This is a genomic window from Pandoraea sp. PE-S2T-3 (genome assembly GCF_002179965.1).
Lineage (GTDB): Bacteria > Pseudomonadota > Gammaproteobacteria > Burkholderiales > Burkholderiaceae > Pandoraea.
This window is the reverse complement of the sequence record NZ_NGUQ01000018.1, coordinates 1-19,735: the sequence shown is the minus strand read 5'-3', so window position 1 is coordinate 19,735 and position 19,735 is coordinate 1. Positions and strand designations below refer to the sequence as shown.

General features: G+C 65.3%; 7 protein-coding genes. All 7 read left to right on the top strand.

The genetic code is table 11. The features are described 5' to 3' along the window. Positions 1-84: 84 nt before the first annotated feature. The 7 genes from CDV46_RS15535 (at position 85) to CDV46_RS15505 (ending at position 19,419) form a co-directional block, all read left to right on the top strand. The gene (locus tag CDV46_RS15535) at positions 85-1,866 is read left to right on the top strand and encodes a putative porin (protein WP_087724122.1); all 1,782 of its coding nucleotides are present in this window, start codon (positions 85-87) and stop codon (positions 1,864-1,866) included. A gap of 10 nt (positions 1,867-1,876) precedes the next feature. Continuing rightward, positions 1,877-2,623 carry a hypothetical protein gene (locus tag CDV46_RS15530; protein WP_058377543.1) on the top strand — a complete coding sequence of 249 codons (747 nt, stop codon included), beginning with the start codon at positions 1,877-1,879 and terminating at the stop codon, positions 2,621-2,623. Between the two features lie 74 nt (positions 2,624-2,697). Then, the gene (locus CDV46_RS15525) at positions 2,698-3,309 is read left to right on the top strand and encodes a YbjN domain-containing protein (RefSeq protein WP_087723487.1); all 612 of its coding nucleotides are present in this window, start codon (positions 2,698-2,700) and stop codon (positions 3,307-3,309) included. Positions 3,310-3,707: 398 nt separating this feature from the next. After that, positions 3,708-4,427, top strand: coding sequence for an STN domain-containing protein (locus CDV46_RS15520; protein ID WP_140413388.1), 720 nt, complete (start codon positions 3,708-3,710; stop codon positions 4,425-4,427). Continuing rightward, on the top strand, positions 4,428-4,943 hold the full coding sequence (locus CDV46_RS15515) for an RNA polymerase sigma factor (protein WP_087689166.1): 516 nt from the start codon (positions 4,428-4,430) through the stop codon (positions 4,941-4,943). Between the two features lie 76 nt (positions 4,944-5,019). Continuing rightward, a complete protein-coding gene (locus tag CDV46_RS15510; RefSeq protein WP_087723483.1) occupies positions 5,020-6,036 on the top strand; it encodes a FecR family protein in 1,017 nt (338 codons plus the stop codon). 207 nt (positions 6,037-6,243) lie between these two features. Continuing rightward, the gene (locus tag CDV46_RS15505; RefSeq protein WP_176399093.1) at positions 6,244-19,419 is read left to right on the top strand and encodes a filamentous haemagglutinin family protein; all 13,176 of its coding nucleotides are present in this window, start codon (positions 6,244-6,246) and stop codon (positions 19,417-19,419) included. Positions 19,420-19,735: the final 316 nt, after the last annotated feature.

Genomic DNA, 19,735 nt, shown 5'->3' with positions numbered 1-19,735 from the left:
CGCAATTCGACGCTCGTCACGCCTCAGGTGGTTGCGCAGGTGATGAATGAAGGACTTCCTTTTTACGCAAAAGTCACACACAAAATGAAAGCACTGGAACGTATGACCGGCGCGCTCGCACTCCGACGTGCGCCACGCGCTGCGGGGACCGCAGGCGCCGTGGCGCTGGCGCTCGCACTGATGGGGACCGCAGGTCTGGCTCAGGCACAGGCGCAGCCGGCCCCGAAAGAGACGGCGATGGTCAAGTTGATCCGTGGCCTCATCAAGAGCGGCGCGATCGACAAGACCACGGGCGAAGCTCTGCTGGCACAAGCCGAAACGGAAGCCTACGCGGCATCGGCGGCGGCGCAGAAGGCTGCCGCCGCACCGGTGGCTGTGGCCGCGGTGCCGGGTGCCGAGCCGGGCGACGTGCGCATTCCGTACATCTCGCAGACCACGCGCGATCAGATTCGCGACGAGGTGAAGAACGAAGTGATGGCGCAGGCCAAGACGGAAGGCTGGGCCGCACCGAACGAAACCCCCGAGTGGACCAAGCGCATTCATATCGAAGGCGACTTCCGCCTGCGTAACGAATCGCGCTTCTATTCGAGCAGCAACACCAACACGCAGATCGACTGGGCGCAGATCAACAAGGGCAATGGTTTCGACGTCAACTCGAACACCAACCTGGCGCTCCCGCCGCTGCTCAACACCACGCAGAACCGCACCAACCAGTTCCGCGCCCGTGCACGCTTCGGCATCTTCGCCGACGTCTCGGAGCAGGTGAAAGCCGGTGTGCGGCTGGCGAGCAGCAACGACGACAGCCCCGTCTCGACCAACTCCACGCTGGGCGGCGGTCTGAACAAGAAGAGCGTCTGGCTCGACCAGATGTGGATGTCGTATCAGCCGTTCACGTGGATGAAGGTCACCGGCGGGCGTTTCGCCCCGCCGTACGTCACCACCGACATGCTGTTCTCGAGCGACCTGAACATCGACGGCATTGCCGCGCAGTTCAACAAGGTGCTGCCGCAGAACCCGAACGTCGAACTGTTCGGCTCGCTCGGCTTCATCCCGCTCGAGTATTCGGGCGACAACTCGCCGTCGAACAGCCAGAGCAAGATGTCGAGCCAGACCAAGTGGATGCTCGGCACGCAGTTCGGCGCGAACTGGAAGCTCGACTCGAAGAACAGCTTCCGCGGCACGGTCGGCTACTTCGACTTCCGCAACATCACGGGTCAACTGTCGTCGCCTTGCGCGCTTTACGCGGGCCAGACGAGCTGCGATTCGGACTGGTCACGCCCGGCGTTCATGCAGAAGGGCAACACGCTCATGCTGCTGCGTAACATCGCGCTCAACCCGCTCGATCCGGCTAACACGGCGCAGCCGCAGTACGTTGGCTACGCCTCGAAGTTCCAGTTGCTCGATCTCTCGGCCCGTTGGGACACGATGCTGGCCGGCCGCTACCCGCTGCGCTTCGACGTGAACTACATCCGCAACCTGGCCTACAACGAAGGCGAGATGTGGGCGCGCGCGAATGGCGGCATCGTGAACAACTTCGGTTCCGGCGATGCAACCCGTGCCAACTTCAAGAGCGGCCCGAACGCCTACATGGTTCAGGCGACCTTCGGCAAGCCGGTCATGGCGTCGCGCGGCGACTGGAACGTGTTGTTCGGTTACAAGCGTATCGAGCCGGATGCCGTGCCCGATGCCTACAACGATTCGACGTTCCACGGCGGCGGCACGAACGCGAAGGGCTACTACCTTGGCGCGTCGTATGCCTTCGACAAGAATGCATGGCTGACTGGCCGCTGGCTCTCGACGAAGGAAGTCTATGGCGCGCCGTTGTCGATCGACACGCTGCAAATCGAAGTCAACGCGCGATTCTAAGGAGGTCGTCATGAGTCAACAGCCCCCGCGCGCGATGTCGCGTCTGGCGTCAGGTGTAGCCGCCGCGGTGCTGCTTGCCGCGTGCGCTGCCGCCTCGGCGCAGACGCCGCAGGGCGCGCCGACGATGGAAGAGCGTCTGCGCACGCAACTGCGCAGCACGACCGAGCAGCTCCAGCAGGCGAAGAACGAACTCGCCGCGCTCAAGGCCGGTGGTGCCACGGCCGGTGCCGCCGGCAAAGAGTCGCCCGAAGCGTTGAAGAAGGCGCTTGATGAGGCGCAGCAGCAACTGGCCGCTGAGCGTCAGGCGCGAGAGCGCCTCGCGCAGGACGCCCGCGCGTCGCAATCGGAAGTGAAGTCGGTGGCCGATAAGGCCAACACGCAGATTGCCCAGTATCGCAACGCCTACGACGAGCTGCTCAAGCTCGCCCGTCAGGCCGATGCACAGCGCAAGCATCTCGCCGACGAGTCGGCTGCACAACGTGTCGCGCTCACGATGTGCAAGGAGAAGAACGATCGTCTGTATGCCGTCGGACAGGAAATCCTGACGGCCTACGAGACGATGGATGTGGCGACCGTGGTTGCGGCGCGCCAGCCGTTCGCCGGGCAGGCCCGAGTGAAGTACGAGCGTATCGCGCAGGAGTACGGCGACAAGCTCTACGAGGGCAAGTTCGACGAGCAGCAGGCCGCTGCGGCCATTGCCGCCAAGCCTGCCGAGACCGCAGCAGCCACGGCGTCGGCACCGGCTGCATCGCAGTAATACCGCGCGTGACGAGGGGGGGCATGGCGCCCCTCGTCCTGAATTCGCATAACGATAGTTAGAGGACCACTGGCATGAACGAAGAGAACACGATGCAACACGATAACTACGACAGCCACGACGCCGAGCGAGCCGGTGCGCCGACGTCTTCGAGCACGTCGCCGCTCGCAGGCATCATCACCTTTGTCACGTCCGCTCAGGTCGCCGAAGCCATTCGCGCTGCCGGTTGCGCGGTGACCGTGCAGCAAGACGATCTGGTCACGCGCCTGCATAGCGCGAGCCACGGCATCGGCTACCAGGTGCACTGGGGCAATCAGGCCGGCGCCGACGAGTATCTCGATTTCACGCTGAGCTGCCCGCTGCGTGTGCAGGGCGGTGATCTGCCCGAAGGCCTTATCAACGAGTGGCATCGCTCGCGCCGGTTTGCCCGTGTGGCGGCCCACGGCGAGTTCCTCGTGCTGGAAATGGACGTCATCGTGGCAGGCGGCGTTTCCCCGGATTTCCTGAATTTCTCGATGCGTCTCTGGGTCGAGATGATGGGACAGTTCTTCCTGCACCTTCGCAACTTCACGCAGCAGTCGACCGGCCAGATCGCCGGTGATGAAGCGTCGGGCGAAGGCATCTCTGCTGCGCCGGGCGACGTGCTCGCGAGCGGCGATGGACAGGCACCGATGACGCTTAACTAAAGCGTCGCCGCGCGACGCATCTTTTGTGTGTTTCTCGCCTGAGCCTCGGGAACCTCCCGCGCGCGGCTGTATCACGTCCAGTTAGACGACTGGTTGGCCCGTAACCTGCCCGTACCCCGTGGCCGTGTTACGGGCTTTTTTCGTTGTGACTGCGTCAGGACTCCTGATTTTTCAGCGATATCGGGACACGTTGAGAAACATTTCATGACGATAAGTGGCACTGTCAAAGTACGGTCACAATCGGACACCAGAATCCTCAGGAATTCTTACAAATTATTCGTGGATCCACGGGGAAACGGCGATCGCCTGGGGGCATCGCCGCGTGCTTTGCTTGCCGCAGAGGTCCCGCCACTTCCGATATTTCCGACCGCCTGCCATGCAAAGGCCAACCGCCCGACATGATTGCTACTGCTCGCTCTCCACGTTTGCGCTTCGCGGCTGCGAGCGTTCTGGCGGGCTGGCTGCTGGGCGGCATGTTCAGCATGGCACTCGAATGTGCCGTTGCAGCGCCGCTTCAGGCGCAGTCGTTTGATCTCCCGGAGCTGCCTTTGAAGGACGCGCTCGCCCGCTTCGATGCGCTGACCCGCATGTCTGTCTTCTACCCGTCTGCACTGGTGGAAGGGCGTCGCTCGCACGCCGTCTCGGGGATCTACTCGCCGGGCGAAGCGCTCAACGAATTGCTCGAAGGCACCGGCGTGATGGCCGAAGCCACGGCGCAGAACGCGTTTGTTCTCGCGCCGCTGGGGCGTGCCGATGCCGATACACAAGGCGAGACGGGCCGTAGTGCCGCCCGGGCCGCCACCGACTATCACGCACGCTTGCAGGGCAAGGTGTTGCAGGCGTTGTGCGCGGCACCGTCGCTCTCGCCGGGCGAGTATCGATTGGCCATGACGGTTCAGGTTGGCCCGAACGCGCGAGTGGCGCAGGTGCGTCTGCTCGATACGACCGGTGATGGCCGTCGCGACGCCGCCATCTTGCGTCGTTTGCAGGGCCTTGATGTCGGGAGTACGCCTGCTGACACGTCGCGGCCGTTCGTTCTGCTTCTGGTGAGCGCCGACTGTCAGGCGAACCAGCCCACGTGTGCGCATTCGCCGTGTCAGGCGACAACGGAGCGATAGATGGCCGATACGCCCCGATCCTTCCTGCGCGATTTGCTGACGCAGCGCTATGAGGACCTCAAACGCAAGCTGACCTGGCGTCTCGGGTCGGCGGAACTCGCGAGCGACGCGCTGCACGACACGTGGGTGCATCTCGATGACCGGGCCGACCGTCAGAACGACGTGAAGAGTCCCGGTGCGTATCTGATGCGTATCGCCATGAATATGGCGTTCGATCGCGTGCAGCGCGAACGCCGGTACATGAGCGACGACGAGATCGATGCGCTCATGACGGAGTTCGTGGACCCCGCGCCGGGCCCCGCGCAGACGGTCGAAGCGCGCGACGAGATTGCGCTGCTCGAACGGCTGCTCGCTACCCTGCCGCCGCGCCGCCGGGCGATTTTCATCGCCGTGCGGGTGCACGAGATGTCCAACGAGGACGTGGCGCGCCGCTTCGGTGTGTCGCCGCGTCTGGTTGGCCTTGAACTCAAACGCGCCCACGAGTACTGCGTGGCCCACATGCCGAGGTCGGAATGAACGAAGGATTGCCGATGGCGCGTGGGAAAACCGTCTCATGGAGTGAGACCTTCTGTCTCGTGCGAGGGGTGACGCCATGAGTTCTCGACCCGAAACCAAGTTGCCGCCGAAGCGGCGTCTCGACGCGCTTGAGCGCCAGGCCATGACCTGGGTGCGGCGCATGGCAGCCGGTGAGATGACGCATGCCGATGGCGATGCGCTGCGCGAATGGGCGCGGCGCGACCCGAGTCATGCGCAGGCGCTCGCCGACGCGCGTCGTCAGTGGCAACACCTCACGCAAGCGGCCCAGCAGGCAGCGTCTGCGTCTTGCATGGCACCGGCAAAGCCGGCGGTACCGGCACCGGAACGAAAAGCCACGCGGGGCTTCGATCCCCGTCGGCGCTGGTGGCTGGCCGGAACGGCCGGCGCGTTCGCGACCGTCGCAGGCGTGGCGGTGATCGGTGCGCCGCTCGGATTGTTGCCGGGCACGGCCGCCCTGCGCGCGGATTACAGCACCGGTACCGGCGAGCAGCGCACGATCGCGCTGGCCGGCAACGTGTCCGTCGAAATGAATACGCGTACCAGCATGGCGTTGAGCGCGGGCACAACACCCGGCATCAATCTGCTTGGCGGCGAAGCGGCGGTCGATACCACGCGCGCATCGGCACCGTTCGAAATCGTCGCGGGGGCCGGGCGTACGATTGCCCGCAGTGCCCGGGTGGAAGTGCGCAACGTAGCGCAGAAAGTGTGCGTGACGTGTATCGAGGGCGTGGCCGACGTCGTGCATACGGCCGGGCGAGTGCAATTGCGCGCGCGCCAGCAACTGGTCTATGACGAGCGCGCTTTGCAGTCGCTCGTGAACGTTGGCGACAACGACATGCCGGCGTGGCGCGATGGGTATCTGCGCTTCGCCGAAGTCCCGCTCGGCGAGGTGATCGACGAGATCAATCGCTATCGGCCGGGCAAGGTCGTGCTGGTGAACGACAAGGTGGCTGCACGGCCGGTGACGGGGCGCTTTGCCATTCGCTCGCTCGACGTGGCGCTGGGTCAGATCGAGCGTTCGCTGCAACTCTCCGCACACACCTTGCCGGGCGGCATCGTCCTGCTCGGTTGAACGTGCACGTTGTGCTTCGTGACGATCGGATCGTGTCACGAAAGATTCAAATAAATCCTTGCCGATTGGCTCGCGCCGAACGGTCTTAATCCCGAGAGCGTCAAGCGTTCGCATCGCTTGAACGAAAACTTGCCAGGGCCGTCGCTGGCGTTGTCGCGAGACAACGTCCCACGGCCGCACGAGACGCCAGACGGGATTGAGATGACCATGCAAAAGCGCGTAGTTTCCCTATCAACACGCACGCGGGCCAGCGCACGTCTGCCGCGCATTCGGCCGCTGGCTCAGGCCGTCGCCGTATTCGCCGCGACTAGCGCCATGATCGGCGCGGCACAAGCCCAACAGGCCTTCAGCAACGGGTGGTTTGCCGCGCGCGGTGCGGCGCAATCCACGGCCGCGCAGACGGGCCGCTTGCCGAACGGCATGCCGGTATCGTCGCTGCAAAATCCGGGCGAGCAGCAGCAACGCGCCAACCAGGCGCTCCAGAACTCGATTGCCAATCTCGCCACCGCTGCGCAGGGCATCGCGGCGATGCAGGCCGCGCAGACTGCCGCACGTCAGGCGGCCGCTGCCACACCCGAGACGATTCCCGACGGTCTGGCCGAAGGCGGCCTGAAGGTCGACACCAATAGCCTCACGGCGGGCTGGATCAACGCGAAGAAGGACATCGCGAAGAGCCGCGACGCCGCGGGCAACACCAAGGTGGCCATCGAGCAAACGGGCGAGAAGGCGATTCTGAACTGGGAGACGTTCAACGTTGGCCGCCGCACGACGGTCGAGTTCGTGCAGCAGCCGGGCTGGGCCGTGCTCAACCGCGTGAACGATCCGCTGGCCCGTCCGAGTCAGATTCAAGGGCAGATCAAGGCCGACGGCACGGTCATGATCGTCAACCGTAACGGCATTCAGTTCACGGGCACGGCGCAGGTCGATACGCGCAATCTCGTGGCGGCAGCCGTTGGCATGACGAACGATCAGTTCAATCGCGGGATCTACGGCGCGGCCGTGTCCGGCGCGACGGTGCCGACCTTCGCCAACGACCTTCAGGTGAGCGGCTCGAGCGTGTCGCACACGGGCGCTACCGCCAACGTGACGGTAGACGCGGGTGCCCGCATCAATACGCGGCGTCCGCAGTCGGTTACCGAGGGCGGCGGCTACGTGTTGCTGCTCGGGCGCGAAGCGCACAATCGCGGCACCATCGTCACGCCCTCGGGGCAGACGGTCTTGGCCGGTGGCGACTCGTTCGTGATCCGGCGCGGTGTGGGCACCGACGGCAATCTGAATTCCAGCACGCGCGGCAATGAGGTCGAACCGAAGCTGTTGCCGGGTTCGACCGCGGGTCGCGTCAGCAACAGTGGGCTGATCCTGGCCGAGCTTGGTGACATCACGCTCGCGGCCCGGCAGGTCGAACAAACCGGCGTGCTGGTTTCGAGCACTTCGGTCAATACGCGCGGCACGATTCACCTGAGCGCCAACGGCGATGCGAATGCGCTGGTGCGCGTTGCCCCCGGCGCGATCAACGCCATCGTGCTCGACACGTCGAGCGATGCGGCACTCGATGCGCAGCGCACCACGCTGCTGGCGCAGGCCGACAAGGTCGCAGAGTTGGGGCTTTTCAATCGCCGCGATCAGTCGCTCGTGCAGATCGTGTCGTCCGGCGACGTGTTGTTCGACAGCGACTCGCTCACGCTGGCCACGGGCGGCCAGATCAACGTGCTCGCCACGCGCCGCGCGATGGCGATGGAGCGCGCAAAGCTCGATGTCTCCGGCGCCGTGGGCGTGAAGATGTCGATGTCGGCAAACAATCTCGAAGTCAATGTGCAGGGCAACGAGCAACGTGATGCGCCGAGCAATCGCGACACGCACATGCTCAACAACCTGACCGTCTACATCGATCGACGCTATCTGGTGCGCGTGCCTGCCGGAACGCAGGGGTACACCACCGACCGCTGGTACACGCAGGGCGGCCTGCTGGAGGTGAGCGGGTATCTGAACACGGCCTCGCACGGCATTGGCGAGTGGGCGGCACAGGGCGGCACGGTGCAACTGGGCGGTGCAGAAGTGGTCACGCGCGCCGGTTCGCTCATCAATCTGGCAGGCGGCACGCTCGACGTGCAGACCGGCATGATCCGGCAAAGCTGGCTGCGTGGCGCCGACGGGCAGTTGTATCGCGTTGACAATGCACCGGGCGATCTTCGTTATCTCGGCGTGTATCGCGGCTTCGAGCTCGAACACGCTCGCTGGGGGAAGGGCACCACCGAGAGCTACGCTACGCTGTTCATCGCGCCGGGGCAGCGTCTGGAGAACGGTTACACGGTCGGGCGCGACGCCGGGCGGTTGATTGTTTCAGGTCCGTCGGTCGTGCTTGAAGGCGATGTCGATACGACGGTCTTTCAGGGCCCGCGCCAGACACAGGCGGCCGACCGAGGGCTTTACGACGGGTATCTGCAATCGCAGCTTGCTGCGCCGCGTGCCGGTCAACTGGTTGTCGGCAAGCTCACGCCGTACTACGACGACGTTTCGCTCTCGCTGCGCGACAGCCCGTCGGCTATCGCACGCACCATCGATGTCGGCGACGTTCAGGCGCTCGCGGCAACGATTGCGCAGGGAAGCCCGCTGGATGCGCAGCGCGCAGGAAAGATCACGATCGACGCCGACTGGCTCAATCGCCAGCAATTCGGCGGCGTGAAGCTGTTGGCAACGGACGAGGTCACGCTCTCGCGCGACATTCGCGTGGCGGACGGCGGCGATGTGGGTCTGCATGCTACGCGTGTGAACATCGGCGCGAACATCACGGCGCGCGGCGGCTCGATTGCGGCGGGCAACGTCCTGATGCGCATGCTGGCGACGTCTGGCAACGGTACATGGGGTGACTCGCCCCTGACGGACCCGGCGCTCGTGACGGGCGGCCAGTCCGTCAAGGTGGCGAATGGTGTAACGCTCGACGTGCGCGGGCTGTGGGGCCGGGCGGACGACGGCGAGGCAGGCATCCACGGTATGCCGTATCTCAACGGCGGCAGCGTCGTGTTTTCGACGACCGGCGACGTGCGGGTGCAGCAGGGCAGCACCATCGATGTGTCGTCGGGCGCTGCCCTGCTGTCGGGTGGCACGGTGCGCGGCGGCAAGGGCGGCAACGTCTCGCTGCTCGCCAGTCAGTACGACGCGGCCGGCAAAAACAACGGCGAACTGCATCTTGACGGTGCACTGCGTGGCTACGGCGTGAGCGGTGGCGGTACGCTGACCTTGAACACGGGCAACAGCGTTGTGATCGGTGGCCCGGCTTCGGTGGTCGCCTTGCGCGATACGTGGCTGGACACGTCGCTCTTCTCGACCGGCTTCTCGCGTTACGACGTGACCGGCCAGCGCAATGTGACGGTGGCCGACAACACGCGCCTCGATGTCGTCATGCCGGTGCTGAACATCGATAAACAAGCGGCAGGTGGCGCTTTCAGTGGCAGCGACCCGTCCGGCGTCATGTCGGTCTTGCTGGCACCCGTCTGGCAAAGCGACGCCGCGAAGGGCACTCTCACGCAACGTGGCGGGGCCGACATCGCGCTGTCCGCCGGTGCGATGCGCAAGCGCGGGCAGTTGAGTGTCGGTGAAGGCGCGCGGATTGAAGTCGACCCGGGCCGCAGCATTACGCTGACGGGCAACGGGCAGATGACAGTGCTTGGCACCCTCCGGGCGGTATCGGGCACGGTCAGCCTGTTGCCCGGCTTGTTCAGCGCGACCGACGGGTATGACGGCCCCGAGGGGATGTTCACCCCGACATCGATCTGGCTCGGTGGGAATTCCGTGATCGATGTGGCCTCGCGGGCGGTCGTGGCGCAGGGTGCGTCGGGCGCGATTTCCGGCAAAGTCGCCGCAGGCGGCACCATCCAGATCGGCGCGAAGTATGTGGCGGGAGCCACGCAAGTCGATGCGTCCGACGCGTTCGTGATCGTGCGCCCGGGGGCGCAGCTCGATGCGTCGGGCTCGGCGGCGGACATCGATGTGCCGGGGCAGGGCCGCACGCACGTGGTCAGTAACGGTGGGGTTATCTCGCTGGCGTCGGGCCGCGGCCTCTATCTCGACGGCGACATGAAGGCGGCAGCCGGTGGTGCAGGTGCCGCGGGTGGCACGCTGAACGTCGTGCTGGAGACGCTCACCTACGGCATGGTCGATCGCGTCACGTTGCGCGGCCCCATGGTGGATGATTCCGTCCGTGTCGCGCACGAGTTGACCGTGGCGCAAACGCAGGGCAACAGCCGGCTCTCGGATACGTTGGCCCCGGGTTCGCTCGGCGGCGGGCTGACGATGGGTAGCGCGCGCATCGGTGTGGACCGTGTGACGGCAGGCGGGTTCGACAACCTGGCGTTGTTCGCGAACGGGATGATGAGTTTCGACGGCAACGTCAATCTGGCGCTCGGTCAGAGCCTTCGTCTGACGGCGAGTTCGTTTGGTCTGGCGACGACCGCCGCACCGGACACACAGGTTCGACTCGCCGCGCCCTATGTGCAACTCGCCGGCCCGACGCGCCAGCAGATCGACAACTACATCATTCCCAATCCGGTGAGCGGGTCGAAGAACTCGGGGCAGGGGTCTGGAACACTGGGCGCGCCGTTGTTGGCCGAGAAGACAAAGTTCGAAATCGACGGCGCGCTCATCGACGTAGCGGGCCGGATGCAGTTCGGCACGGCAGGGACCATCGAGACCAACGCAGGGACGCCTGTCAGTGTCTTGCGCAATGCCTTTGGTAACGTCGCGTTGCGCAGTACCGGCGACCTTCGTCTGCTCGACAAGACCGAAGTCTATTCGCCCGGCGACATGACGTTGGCCGCAGTGCAGATCTATCCCGGACAGAACGCCACCGCAAAGATTGTCGTGGGGCAGCGCAGCTATCCGAGCGATTGCTGCGTGCGTACGACGAGGCTGGACCCGGATCGTGTGCTGACCGTCGAGCGCGTTGGCGACAGTCTGGTGCCGCAACCGTACTCGCTGTTCGGCCGTATGACCCTTCTGGCAGGGCAGATTCGTCAGGGCGGCGTGTTGCGCGCCCCGATGGGGGGCATCGTCTTCGGTTCATCGCTCGACACGGAAGCCAACGGCGTTCTCCACTTGTTGCCGGGCAGCGTGACGTCAGTGAGTGCCAATGGACTGGTGATGCCCTATGGGGGCACGCTCGACGGATTGAGCTATCTCAATGCTGCCGCAGACGCGGTGTACGGGCTGGCGGGCGGTGGGCCGTCGGTGATCGTGTATAGCCATTCGGTCGCTGCGGACCCGGGCGCCGTGATCGACTTGTCGGGCGGTGGCGAAATTCGCGGCGCGGCGTTCCTGACCGGGCGTGGCGGCTCTACCGATGCGCGTCTCGCGCCGCTCATGCAAGTGGTGCAGACCGGCACGAAGGGAAGTTTCCGTCTGCCGTCGCTCTCTTCCAATCCGGTGTACGCGATCGTGCCCGGCGCGCAACCGGCTTATGCCCCTGTCGTGGGCGAGACCGGGGCCGGTGCCCCGCTCGCCGGCCAGCAGATCACCATCGGCGCTGGCGTGCCGGGACTGCCGGCGGGCACTTACACGCTGCTGCCGTCGACGTTCGCGCTGCTGCCCGGCGCGTATCGCGTGGAGTTGCAGACGCAGGCCGTCTCTCAGGCGGGGTTGGCGCCGGTCGCCATGCGTAATGGGTCGCTGACGCTCCCGGCGCAATTGAGTGTGAACAACACCGCCATTCGCAATGCCACCCCGACGCAGGTCGTGCTCACGTCGGCGGATGTCCTGCGGACCTACTCGCAGTACAACGAAATGAGCTATGCGGACTTCGCGCGTGCCACGAGTGATCGCGTGGGTGCGCCGCGTTCGCTGCTCGAGGCAGACGCCAAGCGCCTTGATCTCATGTTCTTGCCGGACATTTATTGGGGCAAGGTTGGCGACACGCCCGCGTTGCGCTTCGAGGGTACGGTCAATGTCGCACCGGCCAAGGGCGGCTACGGCGCGAGCCTGCTGGTGAATGCCGACAACATCGAGATTATTGGGGCAGGCGCGACGCCCCGGCAGGGCGACAAATCGTTGATCTCACTCAAGGCCGACGATCTGAACGCCATCGGCGCAGCACGCGTCGGGATCGGTGCGTTGCCGGTTGTGTCTCAGGACAACTCGGGGTCGATTCTCAATGCCACCACGGCGGGGTTCTCCGGCCGCGCGAATAACGTGGTGCTGCGCGGCGGCGCGGTGCTTCGCGGCAGCGAAGTCTTCATCGTGACGAGCTCGCCGACCAGGGGCATCACCATCGAGCAGGGCAGTGGCATCAATACACTCGGCTACGGCGTGTCGATGTGGGATTCGACGTTGGGGTATACCTACGCGCCGGGCGCGGCGGGGGTGCTCGCGGTGTCCAATGGACGGCTCTCCATGCTCGCACCGGTGGCGTCCACGATTGGCGATTCGTTCGGGGCGGGTTATATCGACCTCGGCGTTTGCGCGGCGGGCGCGGCATGTTCGGGCGAATCGCTGCTGCTCTCCGAAGGGTCAATTGCGGTGGCGACCGACAAGCGGTTCACGATCTCCGATGCCGTGCGCTACGGCACGCGACAGTTGTCGCTCGCCGTCGGCCGGGTCAATGTCGGCGATCAGGCGTCGCTCGACGCCCTCGCGGCGGACGGACGTCTGGCCGCCGGTCTTACGCTCAACCAAGCGGTGCTCTCGCGGCTGATGCGTGGCGACAGGACTTACGGCGCGCCTGCGCTGGAAAGCCTTTCGCTCATCGCGCGCGAATCGATCAACTTCTACGATTCCGTCGAACTCTCGACCATCGACGCAGCGACGGGTAAATCGACCATCGATACGCTCGTGTTGGGTACGCCCGCCATCTTCGGATACGGGACGAGCGATGCGATCGCCCGCATTCGGACCGACCGGCTTGTGTGGACCGGATCGAAATCGCCGGCGGGTGCCATTGTCGCGGGCGGGGCGGGCACCGGCAGCGGGCGGTTGTCCATCGATGCGCGCGAGATCGAGTTCGGCTTCGGGCCGGCCACGCAGTACGACGTCAATCACGACATGAACCGGATGGCCGTCGGCTTCTCGACGGTGGCGCTAAACGCCAGCGAGCGCGTGAGCGCCAACCAGAAGGGCACCTTGTCCGTCTATCGTTCGCAGAATGGGTGGAACGATCAGAAGCAGAACTTCGACTACAGCGGGGGCGACATCGTTATCGATACGCCGCTGCTCACCGGCGCGGCGGGATCGGTGAACCGGTTCATCGCCGGTGGCAATGTGTCGGTATCCAACGCCAGTGCGCGCGCGAAACCCGTGGTCGACAACGGCGCACTGGTCGCAGCGCTGGGCGCGGAGGTCGGACTGACGGCGGGCGGCGCCGCCATCATCGACACGAATGTCGTGCTGCCGAGCGGCCGACTGACGGTGGCCGCTCAGGGCGATGTGACGCTGGGTGACGGCGCACAGCTCGACCTCGCCGGACGCAAGCTCGATTTCTTCGACACCAGCAAATACAGTTGGGGTGGCGATGTGGTGGTGTCGAGCGCGAACGGTAACGTGCGCCAGACGGCGGGTTCACGCATCGATTTGTCGGCGGTGGAGAACCGGGCCGGCAAGCTCAGCGTTTCTGCGTTGTCACCGGCGGGCGGTTTCGTGTCGCTGGCGGGCAAGCTGCTCGGCAGTGCCAGCGGGCGCTACGACGCGGGTGGTACGTTCGTGCCGTTCTCGGCGGGCGGTGTGGATATTCGGGCACAGCGCATCGACGACTTCGCGGCGCTGAACGCGCGTTTGACCGAAGGCGGTGTCTTCGGCAGCCGCAGCTTCCAGATCAAGCAGGGCGATCTCGTCGTAGGCGACGAGCTCAAGGCGCGTGAGATCACGCTGTCGATCGACGGCGGGCGGCTCGACGTGCTTGGACGTGTCGACGCGAGCGGCGCACAGGTGGGCACGATTCGTCTGTCGGCACGCGATGGTGTGACGGTTGGCGGCAACGCCGTGCTCGACGCGCACAGCACGACACTGCGTCTGGACAGCTATGGTCAGCCCATCGAGGCGTCCAACCGTGCGGTCATCGAGATCAACGGTGCGCAGGGGCGCGTGGTGCTGGCCGATGGCGCACGGCTCGATGTGCGCGCCGGCACGAACGACAAGCATGGCGCGCCGCTCTCGGCAGGCACGGTCGAGATCAGCGCCAAGCGGCTCGGCGGCGCGAACGAGGCGCTGGGCAACGACATTGCCATCGACGCGGGCGGCAACGTCGTGATCGACGGTGCGCGCTCGATTACCGTCAATGGGATGTTCCGCGACACGAAAGCACCGGCAGGCACGGACGTGACGGTCGACGGCCGTCCGTATCAGGTCGTCAATCAGGCGTATCTGGATGCGCTGCACGCGCAGAACGAGACGTTCATGTCGAACGCGCTGGCCAATGGCGCGTTGCTGGCGCGTCTGGCCGGATTGCGCCGCTACACCGACGCTTTCCATTTGCGCCCGGGTGTCGAAATCGTCAGTGCGACACCCAATGGCGATATTCACCTCGACGGCGACATCGATCTGTCGCGCTATCGCTACGCGAGCCTGAATCCGAACACGCAGAAGACCGGTGTGTATGGCAGCGGCGAAGCCGGTGCGCTGACGATCCGCGCTGGCGGCAATCTGAATATATTCGGCAGCCTGAGCGACGGGTTCGACACCAGCAAGCTCACGCCGAACGTCGACAGTCAGGGGTGGGTGCTGACCAGCGGAAAGGCCGGTTGGGGCGGTGATGCCGTGGTGCCGGTGGGCGGGCTGGTAACGCTCGCCGCTGGCACCGCCTTCCCGGCGGAACGCAAGCTCAATTACGACGTGCAAGTGGCGGCGGCGAAGCTGCCCGCTGGCACGCGTCTGCCGGCGCTCGCCACGCTTGCCGCCGATCTCACGCTGCCTGCCGGCACCGTGCTCGGGGCCGCCGTGCGTGATGCGGCAGGCAACGTGGTGTATCCGGCCGGTACCGCCCTGACGTCGGCGCTTACCTTGCGCTCCGGTATGCAACTCGATGCCGGGTTGCTGCTGCCCACCGAGGCGTCGGTAGGGGCCATGCGCTGGCCTGCGGGCGCCGTGATGCCGGTGAGCCTGAAGCTTGCTGTCGATATGCAGTTGCGCAAGGGCGCGATCATTCCCTCCGAGACCGATGTCAAGCTGCCGGGGGGCGTGCTGTTCGTCAACGTTCGTCCGGCAGATGCCGACGGCAATCAGGGGCTGATCCACGCGCTTTCACCGATGCTTCAGGCGGGCTCGGCGTCGTGGTCGTTGCGGCTCGTCGCGGGCGCCGACACGTCGGCGGCCGATCCGCGTGCGTTGCAGCCGCTGGGCGCCGACGGTCATCTGATTCTCTCGGATACCCATTACGGCATGGGCCAACTCGATGTGCTCCGGCCGGGAACCGGCACCCTCGGGGTCTGGCGTTGGGGGCCGGATGCCTGGCAAATGGGCGGTGTCGAGGGCGAGATCGTCACGGATGACGACTGGGCGAACTGGGGCGTCTCGACGCCCGCAGACATCGAGATGTGGAACGGGTACTACGACGCGTTTCACGTCGTGACGCCGGGGGTCCCCGCCGAGTACGACAAGAAGACGCAGCCCGCGCGTGAGCCGGTCTTCAGCGTGGTGCGCACCGGCACGGGCGATCTCGACATGCTCGCGGCGGGTAACTTCACGATGAACTCGCCGTTCGGGGTCTACACGGCGGGTACGCAGGCGCGCGATGTGACGAGCGCCTATAACCTCGCCCGTGCCAAGGTCAATAACGCATCCGTGCTTGGCGCAGACGGCACATCCTTCGAGAAGTACGTCAGCGGTACACAGAGTCTCTACAGCGCGTGGTATCCGGAGCACGGCGGCAATCTGTTCGTGCGCGCTCAGGGCGATATTCGTGGCGATACCGTTGGCCAGCGCGACGGGTATTCGCGCGCCACAAGCTTCGGCGTGCCGCGAGCGGTGCCGGATTCCGGCAACGTCGGCAATTGGTTGTGGCGACAGGGATCGGGTTCCGCGATCGCACAAGGTGGCGTGCCCGCTGCCTGGTGGATCAACTTCGGGACTTACGCCGTCGGCAAGCAATCCGGCTACTCGGTGTATGAAACGGCGCCGTTCCTGATCGGCTTCACCGGACTTGGCACGCTCGGCGGCGGCAATGTCGTGCTCGAAGCCGGTGGCAATGCCGGCATGCTGGAGTCGCGCATCGGGCCGGGAAGTGCCGACGGTACGCGTGCGACGGCGCGTAGCGAAGGCCTGAACGTGTCGGTCGGCAGCACCGGGCGCATGTCGGCAGACGGCTCTGAGATCCAGTTGACGGGGGGCGGCGATCTCGACGTGCGTATCGGCGGCGGGCTGAACCCGGTGCGCGAAGCACGCGCTGTGGTATCGATCGGCGCCGCTGTGAACGATGCATCGGACTGGCGCAACGGGAATCTGGCGTTGAACGGCACGTTCACAAATCTGCGCGGGGCGACGCGCATCGAAGCGGGAGCGCTTGGCGGTGTCGATACCCGCTTCGGGGCACCCGACTTGCGCGAAGCGCGGGCGCGCGATGTATTTACGGCGCAAACGGCGCTCGCAACCGGTGGCCCGACGCTGGTGCTCGGCGACTCGGCGGCGCGCATCGACACACGTGGCGATCTGGTGATCGGCGGCTATGGTGACGCGACACGCTTGCAGCAGCGAACCAATGGCACGCCGTTCTCGGCGGGCGGTGTCGACTACAGCGGCGAAGGTTTCAGTTGGTTCACGCTGTGGACGCCCTCGACTGCCATCGACTTGTTCAGCGTGGGGGGGAATCTCTCGCCGCTCACCGCGATGGCCGACAATCGCAAAGGGTCGAACTATGCCCCAACCGACGGTCGCTTCGTGCTGCCGGCAACGCTTCGTGCCGTGGCCGCGAGCGGCAATATTTACAACGGCTTTTCGGCGACAGCGATTACCGACAGGGCCTCGGCCGTCACCATCGGCGATACCCCTGCGTTGCTGGCGCCCGAGCCCGTCAGTTCATTGTTCAAGGTCGCTACCGATGGCGGGGCGCTCGAGATGATTGCGGGGCGTTCGGTGTATGGGTCGGGTTACCCGATCAGCCGCTCGGCGGCAGATCCGACGGCCCTGCCTACGCCGCAGCATCCGGCGTTTGCCGGCGGTGTGCAAACGGCATGGTTTGGCCGTGTCTTTCTCACCAATGTCAGACAGGACGCGCTGGCACCGGAGCTCATCCCCACCCCGGGGTGGGACTCGGCAACGATATTCCCGATGTTTAGCCTGACCCCGGCGACTGTGTCCGGTTACGACTTCACCGGTATTTCCCCGGCGCGCTTCTACGCACTCACGGGCGATATCGTGGGCCTGCACACCGGCGGGATCGACTATCGCGGCAGCATTCAGCCCAAACAGGGCACCCAGCCGACTTGGTACGAGGGCAACGGCGCGGTGGCCATCCGGGCCGGACGGGACATTGTCAGCTCGGGAACGCCGCTGGGCACCTATCTGGACACCGACAGCCTGTTCGCCGGCTGGACCACGACGCCGGACTTCCGGGACCCGGTGAACAACCCGGGGCGGCCGATGACGGTGGCGAGCACGACGATGCGCGGCAATCTGATCGTGCAGAACTCGGCAGACGATGTCTCCGTGGTGTCGGCGGGCCGGGATATTCTTTACAGCACGTTCTACGTGGCGGGTCCGGGGGTGCTGGAAATCACCGCGGGACGCAACGTGTTCATGGGCGACAAGGCCGAATTGCGCAGTCTCGGCGCGCTCGCCAACGTCAAGGCGGGCGACCGGAGCAATGGGGCGGCGATTGCGGTGGCCGCCGGTGTGGGGCCGAAGGGGCTCGACGGTATCAACTTCAAGGCGTTCGCCGCCCGGTATCTCGATGCGGCGAATCAGGCAGACGGCTCGCGGCCGTTTGCGGATCAGCCCGGTAAGGCGGTGGTCGTGTATGGCGGAGAACTCACGCTCCCGGGTTGGCTGCGTCAGGAGTTTGGCTACGACGGCACTGCCGCCGGGGCCGATGCGTTCCTCGTCCAGAAACAGGCGGAGCTCGACGCGGCAGGTAAGGCGGCGGGCAGCGGCGGTGGTGTGGCCAAGCGTGATCTGCGCAACGAGTTCGGGCAGCAAAGCCAGCTTTATCTGGTGAACTGGCTTGCCACGCGTTTTGGCGGCCGCAATAGCCTTGGCCGTCAATTCGATGCGGCGTCGATGGATGCGCGTCAGTTCTTCGATGCGCTTCCGGCCGAGCAGCAGCGCGCTTATCTGCGTGACGTGTACTTCGCGGAGTTGCGCGCCTCGGGGCGTGAGTACAACGACGCCAGCGGCCAGCGTGCAGGGAGCTATCTGCGGGGGCGCGAAGCGATTGCCACGCTGTTCCCCGCGAAGGATGCGTCTGGCGCTGCGATCGAGTACGACGGCAGCCTCACGATGTACAGCAGTGCGCTCTATTACCTTGAGAACATCGGGCGAATTTCGACGACGCGCCCGAAGCCCGGCGTGGCGTATCTGACGCAAGAGCAGTGGGCGGCGCGGGGCAGTCCGGCGTACTTTGTGCCTCACTACGAAGTGCAGGACGCCGGCATTCATACCGACTTCGGCGGCGGGGTGAGCATTCTCACGCCGGGCGGGCGCACGCTGGTGGGGGTGGACGGCGGCTTCGTACCGGGTGAAGGCTCGGGGGTACTCACGCAGGGACGCGGCAATGTCGATCTATATGCGCGTGACAGCATCCTGCTCGGTCAGAGCCGTGTGTTCACCACGTTCGGCGGCAATATTCTGGCCTGGTCGGCGCAGGGGGATATCAACGCGGGGCGTGGGTCGAAATCGACGGTGGTCTACACGCCGCAACGTCGGGTGTACGACGAACTCGGGTTGGTGTCGTTGTCGCCGACCACGCCGAACACCGGTGCCGGCATTGCTACGCTGAACCCGATCCCGGAGATTCCGCCGGGCGACATCGATCTGATCGCACCGCTTGGCACGGTCGACGCGGGTGAGGCGGGGATTCGGGTGTCCGGTAACGTGAATATCGCGGCGCTGCGGGTCATGAACGCCGAGAACATTCAGGTGCAGGGCAAGTCCGTCGGCATTCCGACCATTGCCGCAGTGAACGTGGGGGCGCTGACGAATGCCAGCGCCACGGCAGCGCAGGCGGCGGCTGCGGCGCAGGATGCCGTAGCGCGTGACCGGGCGTCGTCGCGCCAGAACCAGTCGTCGATCTTCTCGGTACGGATGATCGATGCGGCAACGTCTGGCGATGCGGCGGGCAAGCCGCGTGCCGATAACGGCCGGATGTTCCGCTACGATCCGGCGTCGCCCGTGCAGGTCCTCGGACAGATGAACCTGAGTGAAGCGCAGATGCAGGCGCTCACGCCGACGGAGCGCAGGAACCTGATGCGTTGATCGTCGACGCGCAAGGGTGAGGGAAAGGAAAACGCCGCAGGGGCCGTTGTTTGGCACCTGCGGCGTTTTTCATTGATGGTGCCCGGTGGATCAGACGTCGATCGTGCGCCACTCGCTATATATAGCGAGTGGCGGGATTTGGCGCCTTTTCAAAATAGTTTCACAAAGTGCTTGCGCAGTTCGTGGAACGTGACTAATATCTCGTCTCTCGCAACGACAGCGACGCAGCGAAAGCGGCGAAGCAGGAAGATGCGACGGGCTGGAAAGCCCGGTGGTTAGTGGTTTTGGAGCTTGTGAGTCGCTACGGCGGCGAACG